The following is a 19,458-nucleotide window of genomic DNA, read 5'->3' on the forward strand; positions in this document are numbered from 1 at the left end:
TATGGGTAAAACTAGCGGAAGTTTCCGATGAAAGGAGATTCGAGCGATGACCAGAATCGATGTTCCTCGGGAACGCAAGCCAGCCAGCTTCCGTACAGGCCGATCCATCCATCGGGAACAAACTGTTCGTAGGAGGCAGGCTCGGGATAGCTCGATAGGAGCCTCTTTTCATCGAAATTCACATACAACGAAGGCACCATGTCGGAAATATGATCATATGTTTGTTGCTCCAGCACTTGCTTGAGCTCGTTCACCGACGCTTTGCAATCTTGGATACAAAGAAGAAAGGCCGAGGCGGTATCCTCGTTCACGACTGGAATATTGAATCGATCCGAGAAGTCCTCCGGATTCGGGACAGCATATCCCTTGCTGATGAAGGCATCCGCGAATTTGCGCAAATCAAGAAACCATAGCTCCTTATCGGCTACGTACCAGCCTGTGCTCGACTTGAATGTAACGAAAACGATAATATTCTGGGCATATAACGGTAACTGTTGCAAGCTTGCGCCTCCTGCTTCCTCTTGATTAGCCCCATTGTACCGCAAAAAACAAATGAAAAAAGCCCTGGACCCCCAGGGCTTTTCTCTAAAATGACGAATTACGTTCTGAACCGGCCCACCGCTTCATTCAGACTGGAGGCCAAATGGCGAAGCTGCTCGGAGCTGCTCGCTACTTCCTGCATGGAAGCGAGCTGTTCTTCCGAAGCCGCGGCGACGCGCTGGGCATTGCCGGCAGACGTGCTCGAGATGTGCTCCAGCTGATCTAGCGAAGCGGTAACCTGCTCGCTGCTTGCCGACATTTGCTGCGCGGCTGCGGATACTTCTTGTACTTGGTCGGACACTTGCTGAATGGAATGAACGATCGCTTGGAACGATTCACCCGCTTGGATGGATACGGCAGAGCCGTGGCGAGCGGCGGTTACGGATTGCTCCATAGCGCTTGCCGCTTCCTTCGTATGGCTGCCGATCGTGCCAAGAATGGCGGAAATCTGCTCGGACGATTCCTTGGAGCGTTCGGCCAGCTTGCGAATTTCGACGGCGACGACCGCGAAGCCTTTGCCATGCTCGCCGGCGCGGGCAGCCTCGATGGAGGCGTTCAGCGCCAGCAGGTTCGTCTGGTTTGCGACTTCGCTGATCATGCCGAGAATCTGCACGATTTGTTCGCTTTGGGCATGCAGCTCCCGCATCGTGACGACCGTTTGCGAGATTTGCTCCTCGACCTCCTGCATCTGGCGGCGCGTCTGCTCGATGACAATACCGCCTTGCGTGGCGAGCGATGTCGTGTCCGCGGCCATCTCGGATACCGAAGATGAGGATTCTGCGATTCGGCTAATGCCGATCGTCATCTCGGTCATCGCGCGCTGGCATTCCTGGAAGCTTTGGAGCTGCGTTTCGGTTCCCGACGCGACTTCCTGAATCGCTTCCGTTACTTCCTCCGTCGCTCTGGATGTTTGCTCCGCGCTTTGCTGCATATTCTCTGCGGACTCCGCCACCTCCGTCGTGCTATTGCGAATTTCGCCGGTCAGCTGGCGAAGGCTCGCGATCATCTCGTTGAAGGAACGGGATACTTGCCCGATCTCGTTGCCGGAGTGAACGGGGACGGCTACTGTCAGGTCTCCGTCCGCCGCCAGCTTGGCGACGCCCGAAAGTTGGCGGAGCGGTCTCAGCACGAGCGTTACGAGGACGACAATGACGAGGACGGCCGCGGCGATTAGGATAACGGCCAGAATGATGCTGTCTTTGATCATAGATTGAATCTCTGATTCCAGGTGGTCCACGTCAAAGTCCAAGCCGAACACGCCAACGACATTCCCCTGCGGATCCTCGATCCGCTTGAAGTAGGTGAGCCAGCTTCCTATCTCGTCGCTATATACGGGAGACCATCCTTCGCCGCTCTTCAAAGCGGTTTCGAATGTTTCGGCAATCGTCTCTCCCATGGCGTACGTCGCGCCGGGCCCGAAGCCGACTTCTTCAAGCTCCGCATTGCCTTGCAGCATGGTGATGACTTCGCTGCCATTCGCCGATGATTTCTCGGGCAGATAGATATAAGCGTTCGCAATGTTGTCATTACGCGTCATCGCATCGAATTTTTGGCGGAGAATGGTGAACGGCTCCGATAGGCTGGTTTTCTGATTGATCAACTCTTCGGCGGCGCGTTCGGTAATGCCGAATTCAAATTCGACCTGGTAGCCGAGCGTGTGTCCGATCATCACGATTTCTTCTTCGAAATCCTTGTATTGCGCTTTGTAAGACATCCACTGCATAACGCTGATCAACGCGACCAAAAGAAAAGCCAATATGACCGAGCTTGTCAGGACCAAACTTCTGTTTTTCCACCATTTGAACATAAACGATGAGCACCCCTCACATGTAATGAAACAATCATGATGCGGCTTCTAGGTTGATATTTGTCAACAAGCATATCACGCAGATATTAGGGAAATGCCAACTTGTTTGTTAGAAAAGTATCAGGGGCGCCATCAATTTATGGGAACGGAGCAACTATTACGCGGTTGTGGAAAATCATTGCGCATGAATGGAACGACGGTCTTGATCCATCTTCCGACCGTATAAGCCGCCGGACGTTCGTAGCGGCCATGCCGGGCAATTGCCTGTCGTGGCCTTTTTTTGTGGCGTATTTTTGCAAGCCGGACACGGATATGGATATAGAAAAGGACCATCCCTCTAAGCCAACCAGCCAATAGGGATCGTCCTTTTCTATTTTCTCTATTTACGCAAGCAGCTTCTCGAAATCCGAAGCGGGCAGCGGGCGGCTGAACAAGTAGCCTTGCAGCTCGTCGCAATTCAGATTCCGGCAGAAATCGGCTTCATCCGGCGTCTCCACGCCCTCTGCGACGACCCGCATGTTCATGCTGTGCGCGAGCTCGATGATGGCCCGCACGATCGACGAGCGCTTGTCTTCAATAGTAATGCCCCTAATGAAGGATCGGTCGAGCTTCACATCGGAGATCGGCAGGCGCTGCAGCTGGCTCAGCGACGAGTAGCCGGTGCCGAAGTCGTCGATCGAGATCTGAATGCCGAGCCCGCGAAGATGTTGGATCGTCTCGATAACCTTCTCGATATTGCGCATGAAGACGCCCTCGGTGATTTCGAGGCTGACGTATTGCGGCTCAAGTCCGGTAGCCTGCAGCTCCTCGGTAATCATTTCTTTCAGATTGCCCTGGTAGAAGTGGCGCGCCGATATATTGACCGAGACGCTGGCGCGCTTAAGGCCCGCATCCTGCCAAGCCTTGTTCTGCCGGCAGGCTTCGCGGAACACCCATCTGTCGATCTCCATGATAAAGCCGGATTCTTCGGCAAGCGGAATGAACTTATCCGGCGGGATAAAGCCCAGCTCCGGATGATTCCAGCGGATTAGCGCTTCGATCCCGCAAAGCTCGCCGGTAACGGAGCTCATCTTCGGCTGGTATTGCAAATAAAATTGATTTTCCTGCAGCGCTTTGTACAGCCCGTTCTCCAGCTGCATCTTCTCCGCGATAAGAGGCAGAAGGTTCGGCTTGTAATAGCGGAAGTAGCCGTCGCCTTCTTCCTTGGCGTTGTACATGGCGATGTCCGCGTTGCGGATAATCGCGTTCATATCTTCGCCGTCCTGCGGGTACATGCTGATGCCGATGCTCACCGTCATGTAGAGCGGCATGCCTTCGATGACGAACGGCACGGAGAAGCTGTCCCGGATCGCCTCCGCGCAGCCGGCGAGCTCCTCTTCTTGCCTGTATAGGAGCAGAAACACGAATTCGTCGCCGCCCAGGCGGAAGACGCTTCGCGATTTGCTGTTCAGCGCCTGGAAGCGTCCTGCCGCCATACGAAGAAGCTGGTCGCCCAGCGCGTGTCCGAGCGTGTCGTTCACCTGCTTGAAGCGGTTGATGTCCGTGAATAAGACGGCAACCTTGATGCTCTTGCCCGCCGCTTCGCTCATCGCGATCAGCTCCTGGAAGTGGCGGTTGAATTGAAGGCGGTTCGGCAGTCCGGTCAGCATGTCATAATAAGCGAGCTGATGCAGCTGCTCCTCGGATCGCTGAAGCAGCTGAGCCTGCGCCTGCAAGCGTTCATTATTCCGCTGGGACTCGTGGAACAGATGGAGCAGGCTGCCGGCCATATGCTTGAAGTTCATGATCAGCGAGTGGAACTCGACGATATGGCTATCCGGTATGGCGAGCGCGTTGTTCTGTTTCAGCTTCAGCGGAAGATTCCTCGTGGAGGAGGCAAGCCGCTGCAGCCCTTTCGTGAAGGAGCGATTGATCATCATCGAGACGAGAATCGCCGCCGCCGCAAATCCGATCAGATAGAGGAAATGCGTATAATATTTGCCGAACAGATAGGGATAATAAGCCTGTATCGGGAACATCAGGGCAAAGTAGCCCGAACCGTCCTTCATCTCTTCCACATATAAGAAGTGCTCCTTGTGCCACGTGTAAAGCTCCGTCCTGCCCTCGGCTTCTCTGCTATTCGAGATATACAGAGAATTCCCCGCATAATCGTAATCGCGCTCCTGCCATGGATCGAATGAACGCCCGATCCATCCGCGATGATTGGATGCGACGACCTTGTGGTCGCGGCCGACGAAGCAGAAGGTGTAAGTGTCCGAAGCGTAACGGTCGATCACGAATTGCAGCCTGCGCAGCTGGACGTCGTTCTTGGGAGCGGTCAGCGAATCGCCGACGGCGCCCCATTCTTTCTTGACCGTTGTCGTTGAGATGGTGACCATGCTCTGGACATATAACGACACCTCCTTGAAGGAGCCCGCGCTATTGATCAGCATGTTAAGCAGGAAGGAGACCATGACGATGCCGAGCGCGAAATGCAGAAGCAGCTGGCTGATGCTGCTTGGCTGCCGGTTCGTGCGCGCCACTCCGCTGCTGCGGCCAAGCAGCACGTAATGGTAAACGATTTCGGCGAACAGCGCGTTGAAAATCGCGTTCAGCGCCAGAATGCACACGATAAGCTTAATGTCGACGACGCCTTCCGGATACTGCTGGCTGTATATGTAATAGGAATACGGAATGCCGATGACAGCCCAGAAGATGGCATCGGAACGTAGTATCTTGCCGCTGTATCTGCGAAGCAATAAGCCGACAACGAGCGTTTCCATCACCCCGATTACCAGGAGCAGGGGATGGTGCATGAACAGATAACCCGCCAAGCCGGTTATGACGGCCGTTAACAATCCTCCCCATAAGCCATATAGACGTAGAGACAGGAGTACGAACAAGCTGGACAACGAGAAGCTCATGCCATAAACGAACGGGAACGCCTTCCATTCACAGACGACCGCCAGCAGTGTGCATGCGGTAAAAGTAGTAATGATCAGCCAATGATTGCGGTTGGTCAAGGTTGTTGGGCTCACATGCGTCCTCCTGATGCGGGTACAAGGCTAGCTTTTTCATGCTAATAAGATAAGGCTCACCTTATTCGTGTTTGGTATTGGCGCGAAACGTGCCTACCTTTGCCTATTTCATTAGAAAAATTAGTATTTCGTGCAGTTTCCCTATTATTCGACAAATTCAACCAAAATCCTTCTTATTCCTACAGAGGGGAAAAAGGATTTGAAGGAGGAAAGAAACGGGCAGTTGCCGAGCTCTCATCGATTTGATATAGTTCTACTATCGAATAGTTCGAGAATAGAATCAATTGGAGGGACCGACATGGAATCGAGCCAGCAGCAGCTGAAGGAATGGATACGCCGATATGAGATGGCCGATTTTACCGTCGAGCGCAGGATGCATGCCAAAGTGAAGGATTTGATGCCCGAGGAATTGACCGTGGATCAGTTCCAAATGCTGCGTTACTTGCGCCATCACGAGAGGAGCACGGCATCGGAGCTGGCCGAGGTTTTTTGCGTGGGCAAAAGCTCCGTGACGGCAATCATTACGCGATTATCCGATAAAGGCTTGATTAACCGTCTGCCGGAGGAGAAGGACCGCAGGGTCATTAATATCGTATTGACCGAGGAGGGCATTCGGATCTGCGACTTAATGGAGGATCAGGTTCAGAACGTGCTTGCCGGCATCATCGACCAGTTCGATGAGAAGGAGGCCATCGCTTTCATCGAGACCTTCGAGAAGCTGGCCAGAGCCGTCATGAAGCTGTAGACCATATAAGAAGAAAGGCGTCAAGAAGAGAAGGAGAGGGAGAGAAACGATGAAGGTCATACTGAAGCTGAAATGGCTCGTGCTTGTCCTGTGGATCGCCGGAGCCGCCGGACTGATGCTGAGCGCCCCGGGGATGGAGGAGCTGGTCCGGACGAAAGGCCAGATCACGGTGCCGGACGGCTATTCGTCCACGCTGGCCGCCGAGCTGGAGAAGGAGATAGGGGCCGGCGAGAGCGGGGCCGAAGGCATGTCGACCGTGCTCGTATTCCACAAGGAGGGCGGATTATCCGGCTCCGACATGGAAGAAGTGAAGCAAAGCATCGAGAAGCTGAGCGCGGCGGACGAATCGCTTGGCGTGAAGTCAGTCATGACGCACTTCGACGTGCCGGAGCTGGAAGAGCAGATGCTGTCCGAGGATGGCAGCACGGTGCTCGCGCTGATGAACGTCGAAGCGGGAGAGCGAGAGCTGAAGCAGGTGCAAGAGGAATTGTACCAAGCGCTCGAGGGCGTATCCGTTGAGCATTACTACACGGGCAACTGGATCATTAGCGAAGATGTCGTGCAGAGCTCGCAGGAAGGGCTTAAGAAGACGGAGTTTATTACGGTAGGCTTCATTCTCGTCATTCTATTCCTTGTATTCCGTTCCGCGGCGGCGCCGTTCGTGCCGCTGCTCGCGGTGGGCTTCACCTATTTGGTGTCCCAGTCGATCGTAGCGTTTCTCGTTGAATATTTGGATTTCCCATTATCCAATTTCACGCAAATCTTCTTGGTGGCGGTCTTGTTCGGCATCGGCACGGACTACTGTATCCTGCTAATCAGCCGGTATAAGGAGGAGCTTGCGCACCGGGGCGACCGTACGGAGGCGATCGTGCATACGTACAAGACCGCGGGCAAAACGGTGCTGTTCTCCGGACTGGCGGTTCTCGTAGGCTTCGCCTCGATCGGATTCTCGACGTTCGTGCTGTACCGCTCGGCGGTGGCGGTGGCCGTAGGCATCCTGATCTTGCTGCTGGCCTTGTTCACTCTCGTGCCGGTGTTCCTGTCGCTGCTCGGCAACGCGCTCTTCTGGCCGGCCAAAGGCTCGCTGGAGCACAAGCCGAGCCGGTTGTGGGGGACGGTCGGCAGCTTCTCGCTGAAGCGTCCGATATGGGCGCTCATCATTCTGGCCGTGTTGATCGTGCCGTTCCTGACGGCGTACAAGGGAACGATCTCGTTCAACTCGCTGGATGAGATCGGGGAGAAGTACGATTCCGTCAAAGGCTTTAACGTGATCGCCGACAGCTTCGGACCGGGCGAGACGCTGCCGACGAATGTAATCGTGAAGTCGGATGCGCCTATGGATACGCCGGAGGGACTGGCGGCGCTGGAGCAGGCGAGCCGCGAGCTGGCCAAGGTCGAAGGCGTGAAGACGGTACGAAGCGCGACGCGGCCGACGGGCGAGGTGCTGGAGGATTTCCTCGTCGCGGATCAAGTCGTCACGCTGGATGAGGGTCTCGGCAAGAGCGGCGACGGACTGGGCGAGATCAGCAGCGGGCTGGCCGAAGCGAGCACCGCGTTGAACGACAACGCGCCTAAGCTTGCGGAAGCGGCGGAAGGCGCCGAACAGCTGGTTGCCGGCACGAATGAGCTGCGCAGCGGCATGCAGGAGCTGGCTTCCGGTCTTGGCGCGATCGAGAAAGGTTTGATGGACGGCACCGCCGGCGCGGATGAGCTGCTGAAGGGGCTGACGGCCGCGCAGCAAAGCGCGGAGAAGCTGGCAGCGGGCAGCGCGGAGCTGCTTAAGGGCTATCAAGGCGTGGGCGGCGGACTGTCCGAGCTTACCGCCGGCTATCAAGCGGCGGCAGGCGAGCAGACGAAGCTTGCGCAAGGCCTGGACGGCGTGAAGCAGGCTCTTGGCGCCGTGCAGGAGAATCACCCGGAGCTGAAGGAAGACGCGGCGTTCCAAGAAGCGCTCGCGACGCTGTCGGGCTTGCAGCAGGGAGCGGCGACGCTCGGCGCGCAGCTGACGGAGATGAACAAAGGGCTGGCCGGCGCGCTGGCGGGCATGGAGCAGGCGAACAACGGCTTCGCCGAAGCGTCCGCGGGGCAAGCCGCTTTGGCGGAAGGTCTTGGCCGGCTCGCGGCGGGTCTTGGCGAGCTGAAGAACGGCATCGCTCAGGCTGCAGCCGGCCAAGGACAGATCGTTGATAAGATGCCGAGCGTGACGCAGGGTCTCGGCGAGCTTGCGGAAGGACAGGAGCAGCTGCAGGCAGGCTTCGCGTCGCTAAGCGGCCAGCTCGGCGAGCTGACGAGCGGACTGGATCAAAGCGTGGACGGCCTGAATCAGGTGACCGACGGTCTCGAGTCCGCGGGCGGCTATCTGCAAGGATTGGCCGAGGCGCCGGACCGGAACATGACAGGCTGGCACATTCCGGAGGAAGCGATTGGGGATGAGCAGTTCCAGGCTTCTCTGGACGTCTATATGTCGGAGGACCGTCAGACGGCGAAGCTCGACGTCATCTTCGCAAGCAATCCTTACAACGAAGAGACGATGGCGGAGGTCGAGGCGTTGAACGATGCCGTGGCGCGGGCGTTCCGGGGAACGGAGCTGGAAGGCGCGCAGGTCGCTATCGGCGGCGTCACGAGCATGAACCATGATTTGAAGACGATCTCGGATGGCGACTATTCCAGAACGGTCATGCTGATGCTGATCGGCATCTCGCTTATTCTGATCGTTTTGTTCCGCTCGATCGTCGTTCCGCTCTATGTCGTCGCTTCGCTTCTCGTGACGTTCTTCACGTCGCTGGCCATTACGGAAGTGATCTTCGTGCGAATACTCGGGTTGTCCGGCATCAGCTGGGCGGTGCCGTTCTTCGGCTTTGTCATGCTGATCGCGCTGGGCGTCGACTACAGCATCTTCCTTATGGACCGTTTCAGGGAGTATCGGGATATGGATCCGAAGCAGGCGATTCTCGAAGCGATGAAGAACATGGGCGCGGTCATCATGTCGGCCGCGGTCATTCTCGGCGGTACGTTCGCGGCCATGCTGCCATCCGGCGTCATGTCGCTGCTGCAGATCGCGACCGTCGTCTTGTGCGGATTGTTCCTGTATGCGCTGGTCATGCTGCCGCTGTTCATACCGGTCATGGTGCGGACGTTTGGCGAAGCCAACTGGTGGCCGTTCATGAAGCAGAAGGAGTTTGGCGCGCGGACTCGCGCGGACGTCGTGTACACGCATAGCACGAGAGAGCATTAATTTTTGAGAGGGAAGGGCTGTTGCCTAAGCTGATTGGCTTGGGAGCGGCCCTTTTTTGTTTTGCGCCCAATCTGCAGCTCATGAACCGTTTAGACTTTCCCGGTTGCAGATAGTAAGATAAGAAGGAAGATACTGTGTTTGAGGAAGCCGGATTCGGACATCCTTAAATAGAGCTTGAATGAGCAGGAGGGAGCCGCCTATGAAGCGGATTTTGATTATATTTACGGGCGGCACGATCGGGAGCAAAGCGGAGGGCTTGGCGATTAACGTGGATCAGTCCGGCTCGTACGCGCTGCTGGAAGCCTACCGGGAGCTGCCGACCTATCGGGACGACGTCAAGCTGGACACGCTGCAGCCGCTGAATCTCCTCAGCGAAAACATTACGCCGGCCGACTGGATGACGTTAGCCCGCGCGGTGCGCGGCGTAGACTTCCAAGGCTATGACGGCATTATCGTGACGCACGGCTCGGATACGCTTGGCTTTACGGCGGCGATGATGGGGTATTTGTTCGCGGACGTTCCGATTCCGCTCGTGCTAACGGCCAGCAATTACCCCATCGCGGATGCGCGGAGCAACGGGCTCCGCAATTTGTCCAGCTCGATTGATTTTATCGCGGAGACCGCATTGCCCGGCGTATTCGTCGTTTACGAGAATGACAAAGGCGAATCCATTGTTTATTTGGGAACTAGGGTGTTCCAGAACGAATCGTTTACGGACCAGTTCCGAAGCCCTTACGAGCTGCCTTACGGGAAGATGACGGAGGAACGGGCATTCCAATGGACGAAGGATGAACGCAATCCTTCACCGGATAGTCTGAGGGCGCGACCCAGCTCGATCCATTCGCGAGTGTCAGCGGAGCCGAGCATCTCCGATGCGATTTTGTACATCAAGCCGTACCCGGGCCTGAACTACGAGCTTTACGATTTCCGCAGCGCAAAGCCGCTCGCCGTCCTGCATGATCTCCATCACTCGGGCACCGCCAACGCGCTGGAGTCCGGCCCCTATTCCCTTGCGGCATTCGTGGAACGGTGCAGCTTGGAGGGAATCGAGTGCTACCTCTGCCCGATTAAGGACGCGAGCGACGCGATGTACGCCTCTTCGCATCGGCTGATCGAAGCGGGCGCCCGTTTTATCGAAAACATGTCGATCGAAGCGGCGCTGACGAAGCTAATGCTGGCTTACGGCATGATCGGGGACGAAGTGGCGAGGGACCGGTTTATCCGCGAAGAGAACGTATATTACGAGAAGCTAGAGGTGCAGCGCCCATGATCATGGAGACGATCGAGCTGCTGACGCCGGCCGGCGGCCCGGGCAGACTGCTTCCGTTCTACCGGGACGTGCTCGGCGTTCCCGTGCTCGAGTTCACCGAACGGAGGCTGACGGTGGGCATCGGGTATACCGTTATTACGTTTGTCAGCGAAGGCGCGGAGAGCTCCGAAGGGAGGGGCGGGAAGGCTCCTTATTATCATTTTGCGATGAACATTCCGGAGAACAAGCTGGATGAAGCGAAGCGTTGGATCGAGGCGAGAGTCGAGCTCGGCATGGAAGGCGACCGGGATATTTCGCATAGTGAGCTATGGAATTCCGATGCCGTCTACTTCATGGATTCCGTCGGCAACATTCTCGAGCTGATCGCCCGGCATACGATGAACAACGGCGTGGACCGCCCTTTTGACCCTTCGATCGACTTGCTCGGCGTCAGCGAGATGGGCCTGCCGACCAAAGACGTACTGGGAGCGGCGGATGTCTTCGAGTCGCTGGGGATCCCTACATATATCAGAAGAGACCCCATGTTCAACCCGGTCGGCGACGAAGAGGGGTTGTTCATCCTCGTCCCGCCGGGCAAAATATGGGCCTTCTCGAACGGTCTGACCGCGGAATGCTTCCCGTTCACCGTCAGCGTGAAGGACTTCGGCTTGCTAACGCTGGAGGAAGGCCCGGACGGCCTGGTCGTGACTCGGAGGTAGAGTGGCTTGTTGGCTCAAGTGAGCGGGAGCGGCGTTCGCAGGGTGGGGAAGGGAGCGAGTTTCTCGCTCCATGAGGTGGAATCGGCGTGGCGTCGGGGGGCAATAGAGCGACTTTCTCGCTCTATGAGGTAGAATCGGCGTTTCGCCAGACTCTTTCGCAAACCTCGTTTCGCAGGCCTAACGAACGACACTCACTCTACGAGGCGGGAACGCAGTAGCGCCAGCCCCATGAACGGCTCTCACGCTGTTTGAGAGATTTTCATCGATAAAAGAAGCGTATATAGGCAAATCGAAGGTCATGTTAAAAGACATCGGCGTTAGAAGGAGCTCCAGATGAAATAGCGGATTAAATGGTGTTATTTTAAAGCAACCACAGGCGCTCGCTCGAATAGCGGCATAAACGGCACTAATTCTTTTGGAAACGAGATGAATCTTCATCTGGCAACCTATTAACGGTATTTTGGGTGCTATTTCGGCGAAATGTGAAATTCATGCGAAAATAACAGTAAAATGTCCGTTATTGTTCCTCTATGGAGAGTGACCAGCGCTTCGCCAGCTCCAATAGAGCGACTTTTTCGCTCTATGAGGGTTGACCGACGCTTCGCCCGCCCCATAGAGCGATTTTTTAGCCACGGCGCATCAGCAATGTTTCACACTTAGCTCGACCGCAAGGTCGCTATTCGGCACAGCGAGCAAAGTTGTTTAATTGGCGTCATGCCGCATAACAAGCGGAGAGCGGGATCGTTTTGGAGAAACGAAGTGCTCGCCTTTGTTGTTGGATTCCTACTTTGGAACCTCTAATAATGGAATCCAACTACAACAGCGATCGGAAGAATGATCCCGCTCGCAGCGACCGCTGCGCATCAATAATGTTTCACTACTAGCGCGGCCACCGCGCATCAGCAACGTTATATCCATTATCCAAGGAGGAATGAACATGAGCACGGAAACCGTAAAGATTGGCGAGAAGGTACCGAATTTTACGCTATTGGCATCGAGCGGGAAGCAAGTTTCGCTCGACGATTACAAAGGAAAGAAGCTCGTCATCTACTTTTATCCGAAGGATATGACGCCGGGCTGCACGGCCGAATCCTGCGACTTCCGCGACTTCAACGGGGAGTTCGCCCAGCATAACGCCGAGGTCGTGGGCATCAGTCCGGACGACCTGGCTTCCCACGAGCAGTTCATCTCCGAATACAGCCTGCCGTTCCTGCTGCTCAGCGATACGGAGCATCGCGTTGCCGAGCTGTTCGGCGTGTGGAAGGAGCTTAGCTGGAATGGGAAAAACTACATCGGCGTAGAACGTTCGACCTTCCTGATTGACGAAAACGGAGTACTGGTCCGCGACTGGCGCAGCGTGAACGTCGAGGGACATGCGTCCGAAGTGCTGGCGGCTGTGAAAGAATAAGCGAATCCATAACGAGGCAATGAATAAACGAGGCCGCCCTTTCACGGGGCGGTTTCTATTTTGCATATGTGATTTGAAGCAGGACGTGAAGCAGGACGTGCCCATTTCCCCATTTGTCCTAGCGTCTGGAAGGATCTCAATAAATCGATACGGCCATCAAGAAATGAACATTGCGCGCCTGCGCGACGAGGCTTTATGTTCGAGAGGCGATACCCTGTTTGTCAAAAAAACGGAAAGGGTGAACGATGTGAAACGGATGAGCCAATGGAAGAGGATGTGCGTGATGTTGCTTTGTTTGTCCATGCTGCAAGCGGGGGCGCTTGCGGGACCGCCGTCTTCGGCCGTGCAAGCGCAAGCGGCGGGAGACGAATTCGATACGCTTAGAGAGAAGTGGGTTCAGCTGCTGTTTGGGGCAAGCGCTTACACGACGCCGGTGACGGATGCCGAGCTGCAATCCAAGCTGAACGCGATCGCAGGGAACGTGACCTCATGCGCAAGCGCCGCACCATGCGCGGAAGGCTCCGGAAGCTGGGATCTGCTGAATCGGGATACGGCGAACCGTACCTATCTATGGCGGGATAACGACTTCACGGGAACGGATATGACGGCCGTATCCGGCCATATGACGAATTCCTACAACCGGCTCCTCTCCATGATTACCGCCTACAAAATGCCCGGCTCCGCCCTGCAAGGGAACCAGCAGCTGAAGAACGACGTCATCAGCGCGCTCGACTGGCTCTACGCGAACAAATACAACGAGACCGTGACGCCTTACGGCAACTGGTTCCACTGGCAGATCGGAACGCCGCAGGCGCTGACCAAAATAACGGCGCTCATGTACAACGACCTGACGCAGACGCAAATCACGAACTACATGAACGCCGTGAACCGTTTCATTCCCGATCCCTATGCCCGGACCGTCCAGAAGTCGACGTATCCGGCCGTCAATCAGAGCGCGCCGCCCATGACGGGCGCGAACCTCTCCGATCAGGCCTACAGCGTGGCGCTCCGGGGCATCATCGTGAAGGACGGGGCGAAGATCGGCGCGGCTCGGGATTCGCTCAGCGATATTTTTCCGTATGTGACCTCCGGGGACGGCTTCTATGAAGACGGCTCCTTCATCCAGCATGGCAACTTCCCCTACATTGGGGGCTACGGCTCCTCGCTGCTCGGGGGGCTCGGCCAGCTGCTGTCCGTCCTGGAAGGGTCGACCTGGAGCGTAACCGATCCTCGGAAAACAAACGTGTACCGCTGGATCTTCGACGCCGTCGAGCCGCTTATGTACGGAGGCAACATCATGGACATGGTGCGGGGGCGCAACATCGCCTTCGGTCCGGCCATCGTGCCGCTTGACAAGCGAAGCGAGCATCCGGCCCTTACGGGAGCGGGATTGATCAGCGCCATCCTCTACCTCATTCCGTCCGCTCCGACGACGAATGCGGCTATCGGCTCCGGCTACCCGGCCAATCCGAGACTGGCCATGCAGAGCATGGTGAAGCAATGGCTGCTCGAGGACTCCCGCAACTCCTATATGAGCGGCGCGTCCGTCTACTTGTACCTTCAGGCGAAGTCGCTTATGCAAAATACATCCGTTCCGGCTCGCGGCGAGCTCGTCATGCAGAAGCAATACCCGAACATGGACCGCGCCGTGCAGCTGCGCCCCGGCTTCGGATTCGGGCTCAGCATGTCGTCGAGCCGCATCGCGAATTACGAGTCCGGCAATAACAACAACATTCAAGGCTGGTATACCGGCGACGGCATGACCTACCTCTACAACGAGGATCCCGATCAGTACGTCAACTATTGGCCGACGGTCAACCGATACAGGCTGCCGGGCACGACGGTCGACACGCAGACGAGAACGAACGCGGCGAGCTGGACCAATTACGTCAGCCCGAACGCATGGGTCGGAGGAGCGGAGCTGCTCGGGCTGTACGGCGCAAGCGGCATGGATTTCAAGGCGTCGGGCGACCGGAACTCCGCCGGCACGGTACTGACCCCGTCCAATCTGACGGCCCGCAAATCGTGGTTCATGTTCGACGACGAGATCGTCGCGCTTGGCGCGGGCATTACGAACAGCGGGCAGACGGGCAATGGCTGGGACGGAGCGCCCAGACGCGTCGAGACCGTCATCGATAACCGGAAGCTGACCGCTTCAGGCACTAACGCGTTGACAGTGAACGGTGCGGCTAAGCCTCCCACGCTGGGCTGGTCGCAGAGCTTGAGCGGCACAAGCTGGATTCACCTGCAAGGCAACACGTCCGGCAACGGTGCGAGCATCGGCTACTATTTTCCGCAAGGCACAACGGTTCAAGCAGTAAGAGAGTCCCGCACGGGTACCTGGCATGACATTAACACGGCAACGCCGACGACCGTGAACGCGGCGGCAACGGCGGACGCTTACGTCCGAAGCGGGGAAGCGAATCAGGGCGCGAACGCGCAGCTCGTCGTGAAGAACGATTCCGGCCATTACGCCCGGGAGTCGTATCTGACCTTCGACCTGAGCGGCATCGTACCGGACAATACCCAGATAAGCGGCGCGACGATACAGCTGACGCCAACCTCCAAAGGCCCGACGGCGAATGCCATCACGCACAAGGCGGAGCTGGTGGACGCGTCGGCGTGGACGGAATCGGGCATTACATGGAGCAGCAAGCCGTCTTCAACGGCATTGTCGCCGGCGCAGCAGTGGTCGACGATCATGCCTGGCGCTCCGGTTACCATTAACGTGACGTCGGCCGTGCAGCAGGCGCTGGCGAGCGGCAGCAAGACGGTCTCGATACGCGTATACGCCTCTTCGCCTTACGATTCGGACTCCTATGTGTACTACGCGTCCAAGGAGCATCCGAACTCGACGTATCGTCCGAAGCTTGTCTTGACCGGCTACAAGGAGATGCTGACGGAAAACTACATGACGCTCACGATGAATCACGGCACGAACCCGAGCAACGCTTCGTATGCCTATGCCCTGCTCCCGGGCAAGAGCCCAGCCGAGGTCGGCGCGTACGCGGCGAATGCCCCCATCGAGGTGTTAAGCAATACGGCCTCGCTGCAGGCTGTGAAGGAAACAACGCTGAACGCCGTGGGAGCCAACTTCTGGACGGACGGAACGAACACGCTCTATGACGCGGGAGGCGCGCCCTTCCTGACGAGCAATAAGAAGGCATCCGTCATGACCATCGAAACGGCGGGCGCGATCGACATTGCTTTGTCCGATCCGACCATGCTGAACACGGGCACGATCGAGCTGGAAATTCATCGTTCCGCGGCAAGCGTCATCTCGAAGGATCCAACCATCGCGGTTACGCAGTTCGGCCCGACAATCAAGATAACGGCGAGCGTCGGCGGCGCCAGAGGGAAGACGCATCATATCAAGCTCGCGCTAGGCACGCCGCCGCAGACGACGTCCATTGAAGCCTCCGCCGACGCTTTCGTGCGCGACGGAAGCTACGCGAATACCAATTACGGCACGACCAATATTCTTGAAGTCAAAGCCGACGGAGCGGGCTACGCCAGACAATCCTATATCCAATTCGACCTCGCGGCATTAAGCGGGCCCGTCACAAGCGCCAAGCTCCGCTTGACCGTCACGGCGTCCGGGATGTCCGGCATGCAGCATCAGGCGAATCTCGCGTCCTCGTCCTGGACCGAGACCGGCCTTACCTGGAGCAACAAGCCGGCGGCGATCCAGCCGCTGGCTTCGTGGAACGTGCCTGCTGCCGGCATGCCGGTCGAGATCGACGTGACGGCGGCCGTGAACGCCGCGGTCGCGGGCAGCAAGAAGCTGGCGCTCGAGATTCTGTCGGCAAGCGCCTCCTACGGCGCGAATGGCTGGGCGCAATACGCTTCCCGCAGCCACCAGACCGTATCCAGCCGGCCGTCGCTTATCCTTTCGTAAGTAAGCGTTGTCAAAATCGGTAATCGAACGTCAAGAAATGCGAATCGCAAAGGTCAAAATATCATACCCGAGGGCAAACATTGAACCTGTACAGTCCCCGGCAGCCGGGCTAGGATGGGGGTAAGGCAGCTGCGGGCAGTCGCCGCCGGCCTTACAACATAACGAAGGGGAGTTACACGCATGGGCAAACAGTTCCGTAACAAATCCATTCTTCTTCTTGCGATCATTATGGTCTTCAGCGTAATGGCCGCTGCATGCTCCGGCAACGAAGGCAGCAACAAAGGGAATAACGCATCCGATGCGAACGCGTCCGGCACGAACGCGGCTGCAAATAAAGAAAGCGAAGCGCCGGCCGGAGCGACCGAGCTCAGCCTGTGGACGCCTCTCAATCCGAACGCGTCGGCGATCGTGAAGAGCCTCAGCGACGTGCTCATGGTTCAGGAATGGGAGAAGAAGACGAACGTGAAGTTCTCGTTCGAGCATCCGACGGGAGCGGGCGCGGACGTCGTGCAGCAGTTCGGCGTCATGGTTGCTTCGAACGATCTCCCGGACATTATCGTATGGGGAACGAACAATATCCAGGGCGGTCCCTCCAAGCTGTTCCAGGACGGCACGATCATCAAGCTGAACGAGCTGATCGACGAGCACGCGCCCAACCTGAAGAAGATCCTCGACGAGAATCCGGACGTCGCGCGGCAGGTGAAAGCGGATAATGGCGACATCTACGTATTTCCGCATTTAAGAGTAGGCGAATACGGCAAATACAAGACGTTCGCAGGCCAAGTGATTCGCCAAGACTGGCTCGACGAGCTGGGGCTCCAGCAGCCCGAGACGATCGACGAGTGGGAGAACGTGCTCCGCACAATCAAGGAGAAGAAGGGCATCGCTCCGTACACGTCGGAGAAAGGCACGCTGCTCGGCACGAAAAGCTCGTACGACTTCATGGGCGCTTACGGTCTTGGCAAAGAGTTTTACCTGAACGGAAGCTCGGTTGTCTACAGCCCGCTGCAGCCGGAGTTCAAGACGTACCTGGCGAAGATGCAGCAGTGGTACAAGGAAGGCCTCATCGATCCGGATTACGCGACGAACGACGGCAAAGCGAAGGACGCCAAGATGTCGTCCGGCAAAGCGGCGGCTTCCTTCGGATACATCGGCGGAAGCATCGGCACTTGGCTGCCGGCTCTGCAGCAGAGCGAACCGAACGCGATGCTGTCGGCGGTGCAATACCCGGTATTGAACAAAGGCGACGAGCCGAGGTTCACGGAAACGAGCTGGGCTTACGCCAACCAGGGCGCGATGCTGACATCCGCGAACGAGAACCCGGCGGAGACGATCAAAGCGCTTGATTATTTGCTGAGCGAAGAAGGACACATGCTGAAAAACTTCGGCGTGGAAGGCACGACGTATACGTTGGCGGACAATCAGCCGGTCTATACGGACCTGATTTTGAAAAACCCGGACGGCCTGCCGATCGGTCAGGCGATGGCCAAGTATTTTATCGCGAACTACGCCTTCGTAGGCACGGACGACGACCGCTACAACGAGCAATATTACGCCTTGGATACGCAGAAGGAAGCGGCGAAGAAATACGCGGAGTTCGCGGACAACGCGGCGACCGTCCTCATCCCGCCGGTATCCCTGACGCCGGAGGAAGCGGACGAATTCGGCAAAATCATGACCGACATTAACACGTACCGCGACGAAATCGTCACGCAGATCATTATGGGCAGCGCGTCGGTGGACGACATCGACGGCGCGGTGGAGCAGTTCAAGAAGATGGGCATCGAGCGCGCGATCGAAATCCAGCAAGCCGCCTATGACCGCTTCAATAAGAGATAAGCGGGAGAAGAGCGGAAGGGACCACCTTCCGCTCTCGCTTTCCCAAGCGACCGACATCATCCGCGGAAGAGAGAGTGCGAAGCCATGCAGAAACTCATGCAAGACCTCAGCCGGAACAAAGCGATTTATCTGATGGTGCTGCCCATGGTGCTCTATTACGTGATTTTCAAATATTTCCCCATGTACGGCTCCATCATCGCCTTCAAGGACTTCAGCGTCTCCAAAGGCATCCTAGGCAGTCCTTGGACCGGGCTTGAAAATTTCCAAGCGTTCTTCGACAGCATCTACTTCTGGCGCGTCATTCGCAATACGCTGCTGATCAGCGTCTATCAGCTCGTCTTCGGGTTTCCCGCGCCGATCATCCTAGCGATTCTGCTGAACGAAATTCGCAAGAAGACGTTCAAGAGCATCGTGCAGACCGTCTCGTATTTGCCGCATTTCATCTCGCTCGTCGTCATCTGCGGCTTGATCCTCGACTTCACGAGCCGGGACGGCATCGTCAGCACCATCATCGAATGGCTGGGCGGGGAGCGAAGCACCCTGCTCGGAAGCGCGGACAACTTCCGCTCCATCTTCGTCACGTCCGGCATCTGGCAGGAGCTGGGCTGGTCGTCGATCATCTTCCTGGCCGCGCTGAGCGGCATTAACCCGGAGCTGTACGAAGCGGCAAGGGTGGACGGAGCGGGACGGTTCCGCCAGATGTGGAGCATTACGCTGCCGGGCCTCGTGCCGATTATCATGATTTTGCTTATCCTCCGCATCGGCGGCATGATGGATATCGGCTTCGAAAAAATCATACTGCTCTATAATCCGAACACCTATGAGACGGCGGACGTCATCTCGTCCTTCGTCTACCGCAAGGGTATCGCGGAGGGGCAGGATTACAGCTTCACCTCGGCCGTTGGCTTGTTCCAGGCGGTTATCAACTTCGTCTTGCTCATCGGCGCCAATTGGTTCTCGCGCCGCGTATCGGGCAACCGGTTATGGTAAGGAGGCTCTCC

Annotated in this window: 11 protein-coding genes; 8 read left to right on the forward strand and 3 right to left on the reverse strand. The window is 57.0% G+C overall.

Going from position 1 to position 19,458, the window contains the following annotated elements; all coding sequences use genetic code 11:
* Positions 1-11: 11 nt before the first annotated feature.
* The 3 genes from NQZ67_RS15325 to NQZ67_RS15335 all read right to left on the reverse strand — a co-directional run bounded on the left by NQZ67_RS15325 (position 12) and on the right by NQZ67_RS15335 (position 5,364).
* Positions 12-500: a hypothetical protein gene (locus NQZ67_RS15325; RefSeq protein WP_257447357.1), complete on the reverse strand. Its 489-nt coding sequence runs from the start codon at positions 498-500 to the stop codon at positions 12-14.
* A 98-nt stretch (positions 501-598) separates the two neighbouring features.
* Positions 599-2,347: a methyl-accepting chemotaxis protein gene (locus tag NQZ67_RS15330; protein ID WP_257447360.1), complete on the reverse strand. Its 1,749-nt coding sequence runs from the start codon at positions 2,345-2,347 to the stop codon at positions 599-601.
* 383 nt (positions 2,348-2,730) lie between these two features.
* Positions 2,731-5,364 (reverse strand): putative bifunctional diguanylate cyclase/phosphodiesterase, encoded by a 2,634-nt coding sequence (locus NQZ67_RS15335; RefSeq protein WP_257447363.1) that lies wholly within the window; start codon positions 5,362-5,364, stop codon positions 2,731-2,733.
* 298 nt (positions 5,365-5,662) lie between these two features.
* Between NQZ67_RS15335 and NQZ67_RS15340 the strand changes: the two genes are divergently transcribed.
* The 8 genes from NQZ67_RS15340 (at position 5,663) to NQZ67_RS15375 (ending at position 19,447) form a co-directional block, all read left to right on the forward strand.
* Positions 5,663-6,109, forward strand: coding sequence for a MarR family winged helix-turn-helix transcriptional regulator (locus NQZ67_RS15340; protein ID WP_257447366.1), 447 nt, complete (start codon positions 5,663-5,665; stop codon positions 6,107-6,109).
* A gap of 49 nt (positions 6,110-6,158) precedes the next feature.
* A complete protein-coding gene (locus NQZ67_RS15345) occupies positions 6,159-9,344 on the forward strand; it encodes an MMPL family transporter (protein ID WP_257447369.1) in 3,186 nt (1,061 codons plus the stop codon).
* A 199-nt stretch (positions 9,345-9,543) separates the two neighbouring features.
* Complete coding sequence (locus NQZ67_RS15350; RefSeq protein ID WP_257447372.1) at positions 9,544-10,614, forward strand: asparaginase; 1,071 nt, start codon at positions 9,544-9,546, stop codon at positions 10,612-10,614.
* Positions 10,611-11,312, forward strand: a complete 702-nt coding sequence (locus tag NQZ67_RS15355; RefSeq protein ID WP_257447376.1) for a VOC family protein — start codon at positions 10,611-10,613, stop codon at positions 11,310-11,312. The genes NQZ67_RS15350 and NQZ67_RS15355 overlap by 4 nt, the downstream gene beginning before the upstream one ends.
* A gap of 931 nt (positions 11,313-12,243) precedes the next feature.
* Positions 12,244-12,720: a thioredoxin-dependent thiol peroxidase gene (gene bcp, locus NQZ67_RS15360; protein WP_257447379.1), complete on the forward strand. Its 477-nt coding sequence runs from the start codon at positions 12,244-12,246 to the stop codon at positions 12,718-12,720.
* 283 nt (positions 12,721-13,003) lie between these two features.
* Positions 13,004-16,618, forward strand: coding sequence for a polysaccharide lyase family 8 super-sandwich domain-containing protein (locus tag NQZ67_RS15365; RefSeq protein ID WP_257447473.1), 3,615 nt, complete (start codon positions 13,004-13,006; stop codon positions 16,616-16,618).
* A gap of 180 nt (positions 16,619-16,798) precedes the next feature.
* Complete coding sequence (locus NQZ67_RS15370; protein WP_257447381.1) at positions 16,799-18,457, forward strand: type 2 periplasmic-binding domain-containing protein; 1,659 nt, start codon at positions 16,799-16,801, stop codon at positions 18,455-18,457.
* Positions 18,458-18,541: 84 nt separating this feature from the next.
* Entirely contained in the window at positions 18,542-19,447 is a 906-nt protein-coding gene (locus tag NQZ67_RS15375) for an ABC transporter permease (protein WP_257447384.1), read from the forward strand.
* Positions 19,448-19,458: the final 11 nt, after the last annotated feature.

The sequence above is a fragment of the Paenibacillus soyae genome, assembly GCF_024623455.1.
Lineage (GTDB): Bacteria > Bacillota > Bacilli > Paenibacillales > Paenibacillaceae > Pristimantibacillus > Pristimantibacillus soyae.

Coding starts and splice junctions, on each gene's coding strand:
- NQZ67_RS15345 (WP_257447369.1), top strand. CDS start 6,159: ATGAAGGTCATACTGAAGCTGAAATGGCTCGTGCTTGTCCTGTGGATC.
- NQZ67_RS15365 (WP_257447473.1), top strand. CDS start 13,004: ATGTTGCTTTGTTTGTCCATGCTGCAAGCGGGGGCGCTTGCGGGACCG.
- NQZ67_RS15375 (WP_257447384.1), top strand. CDS start 18,542: ATGCAGAAACTCATGCAAGACCTCAGCCGGAACAAAGCGATTTATCTG.
- NQZ67_RS15355 (WP_257447376.1), top strand. CDS start 10,611: ATGATCATGGAGACGATCGAGCTGCTGACGCCGGCCGGCGGCCCGGGC.
- bcp (WP_257447379.1), top strand. CDS start 12,244: ATGAACATGAGCACGGAAACCGTAAAGATTGGCGAGAAGGTACCGAAT.
- NQZ67_RS15370 (WP_257447381.1), top strand. CDS start 16,799: ATGGGCAAACAGTTCCGTAACAAATCCATTCTTCTTCTTGCGATCATT.
- NQZ67_RS15330 (WP_257447360.1), bottom strand. CDS start 2,347: ATGTTCAAATGGTGGAAAAACAGAAGTTTGGTCCTGACAAGCTCGGTC.
- NQZ67_RS15350 (WP_257447372.1), top strand. CDS start 9,544: ATGAAGCGGATTTTGATTATATTTACGGGCGGCACGATCGGGAGCAAA.
- NQZ67_RS15340 (WP_257447366.1), top strand. CDS start 5,663: ATGGAATCGAGCCAGCAGCAGCTGAAGGAATGGATACGCCGATATGAG.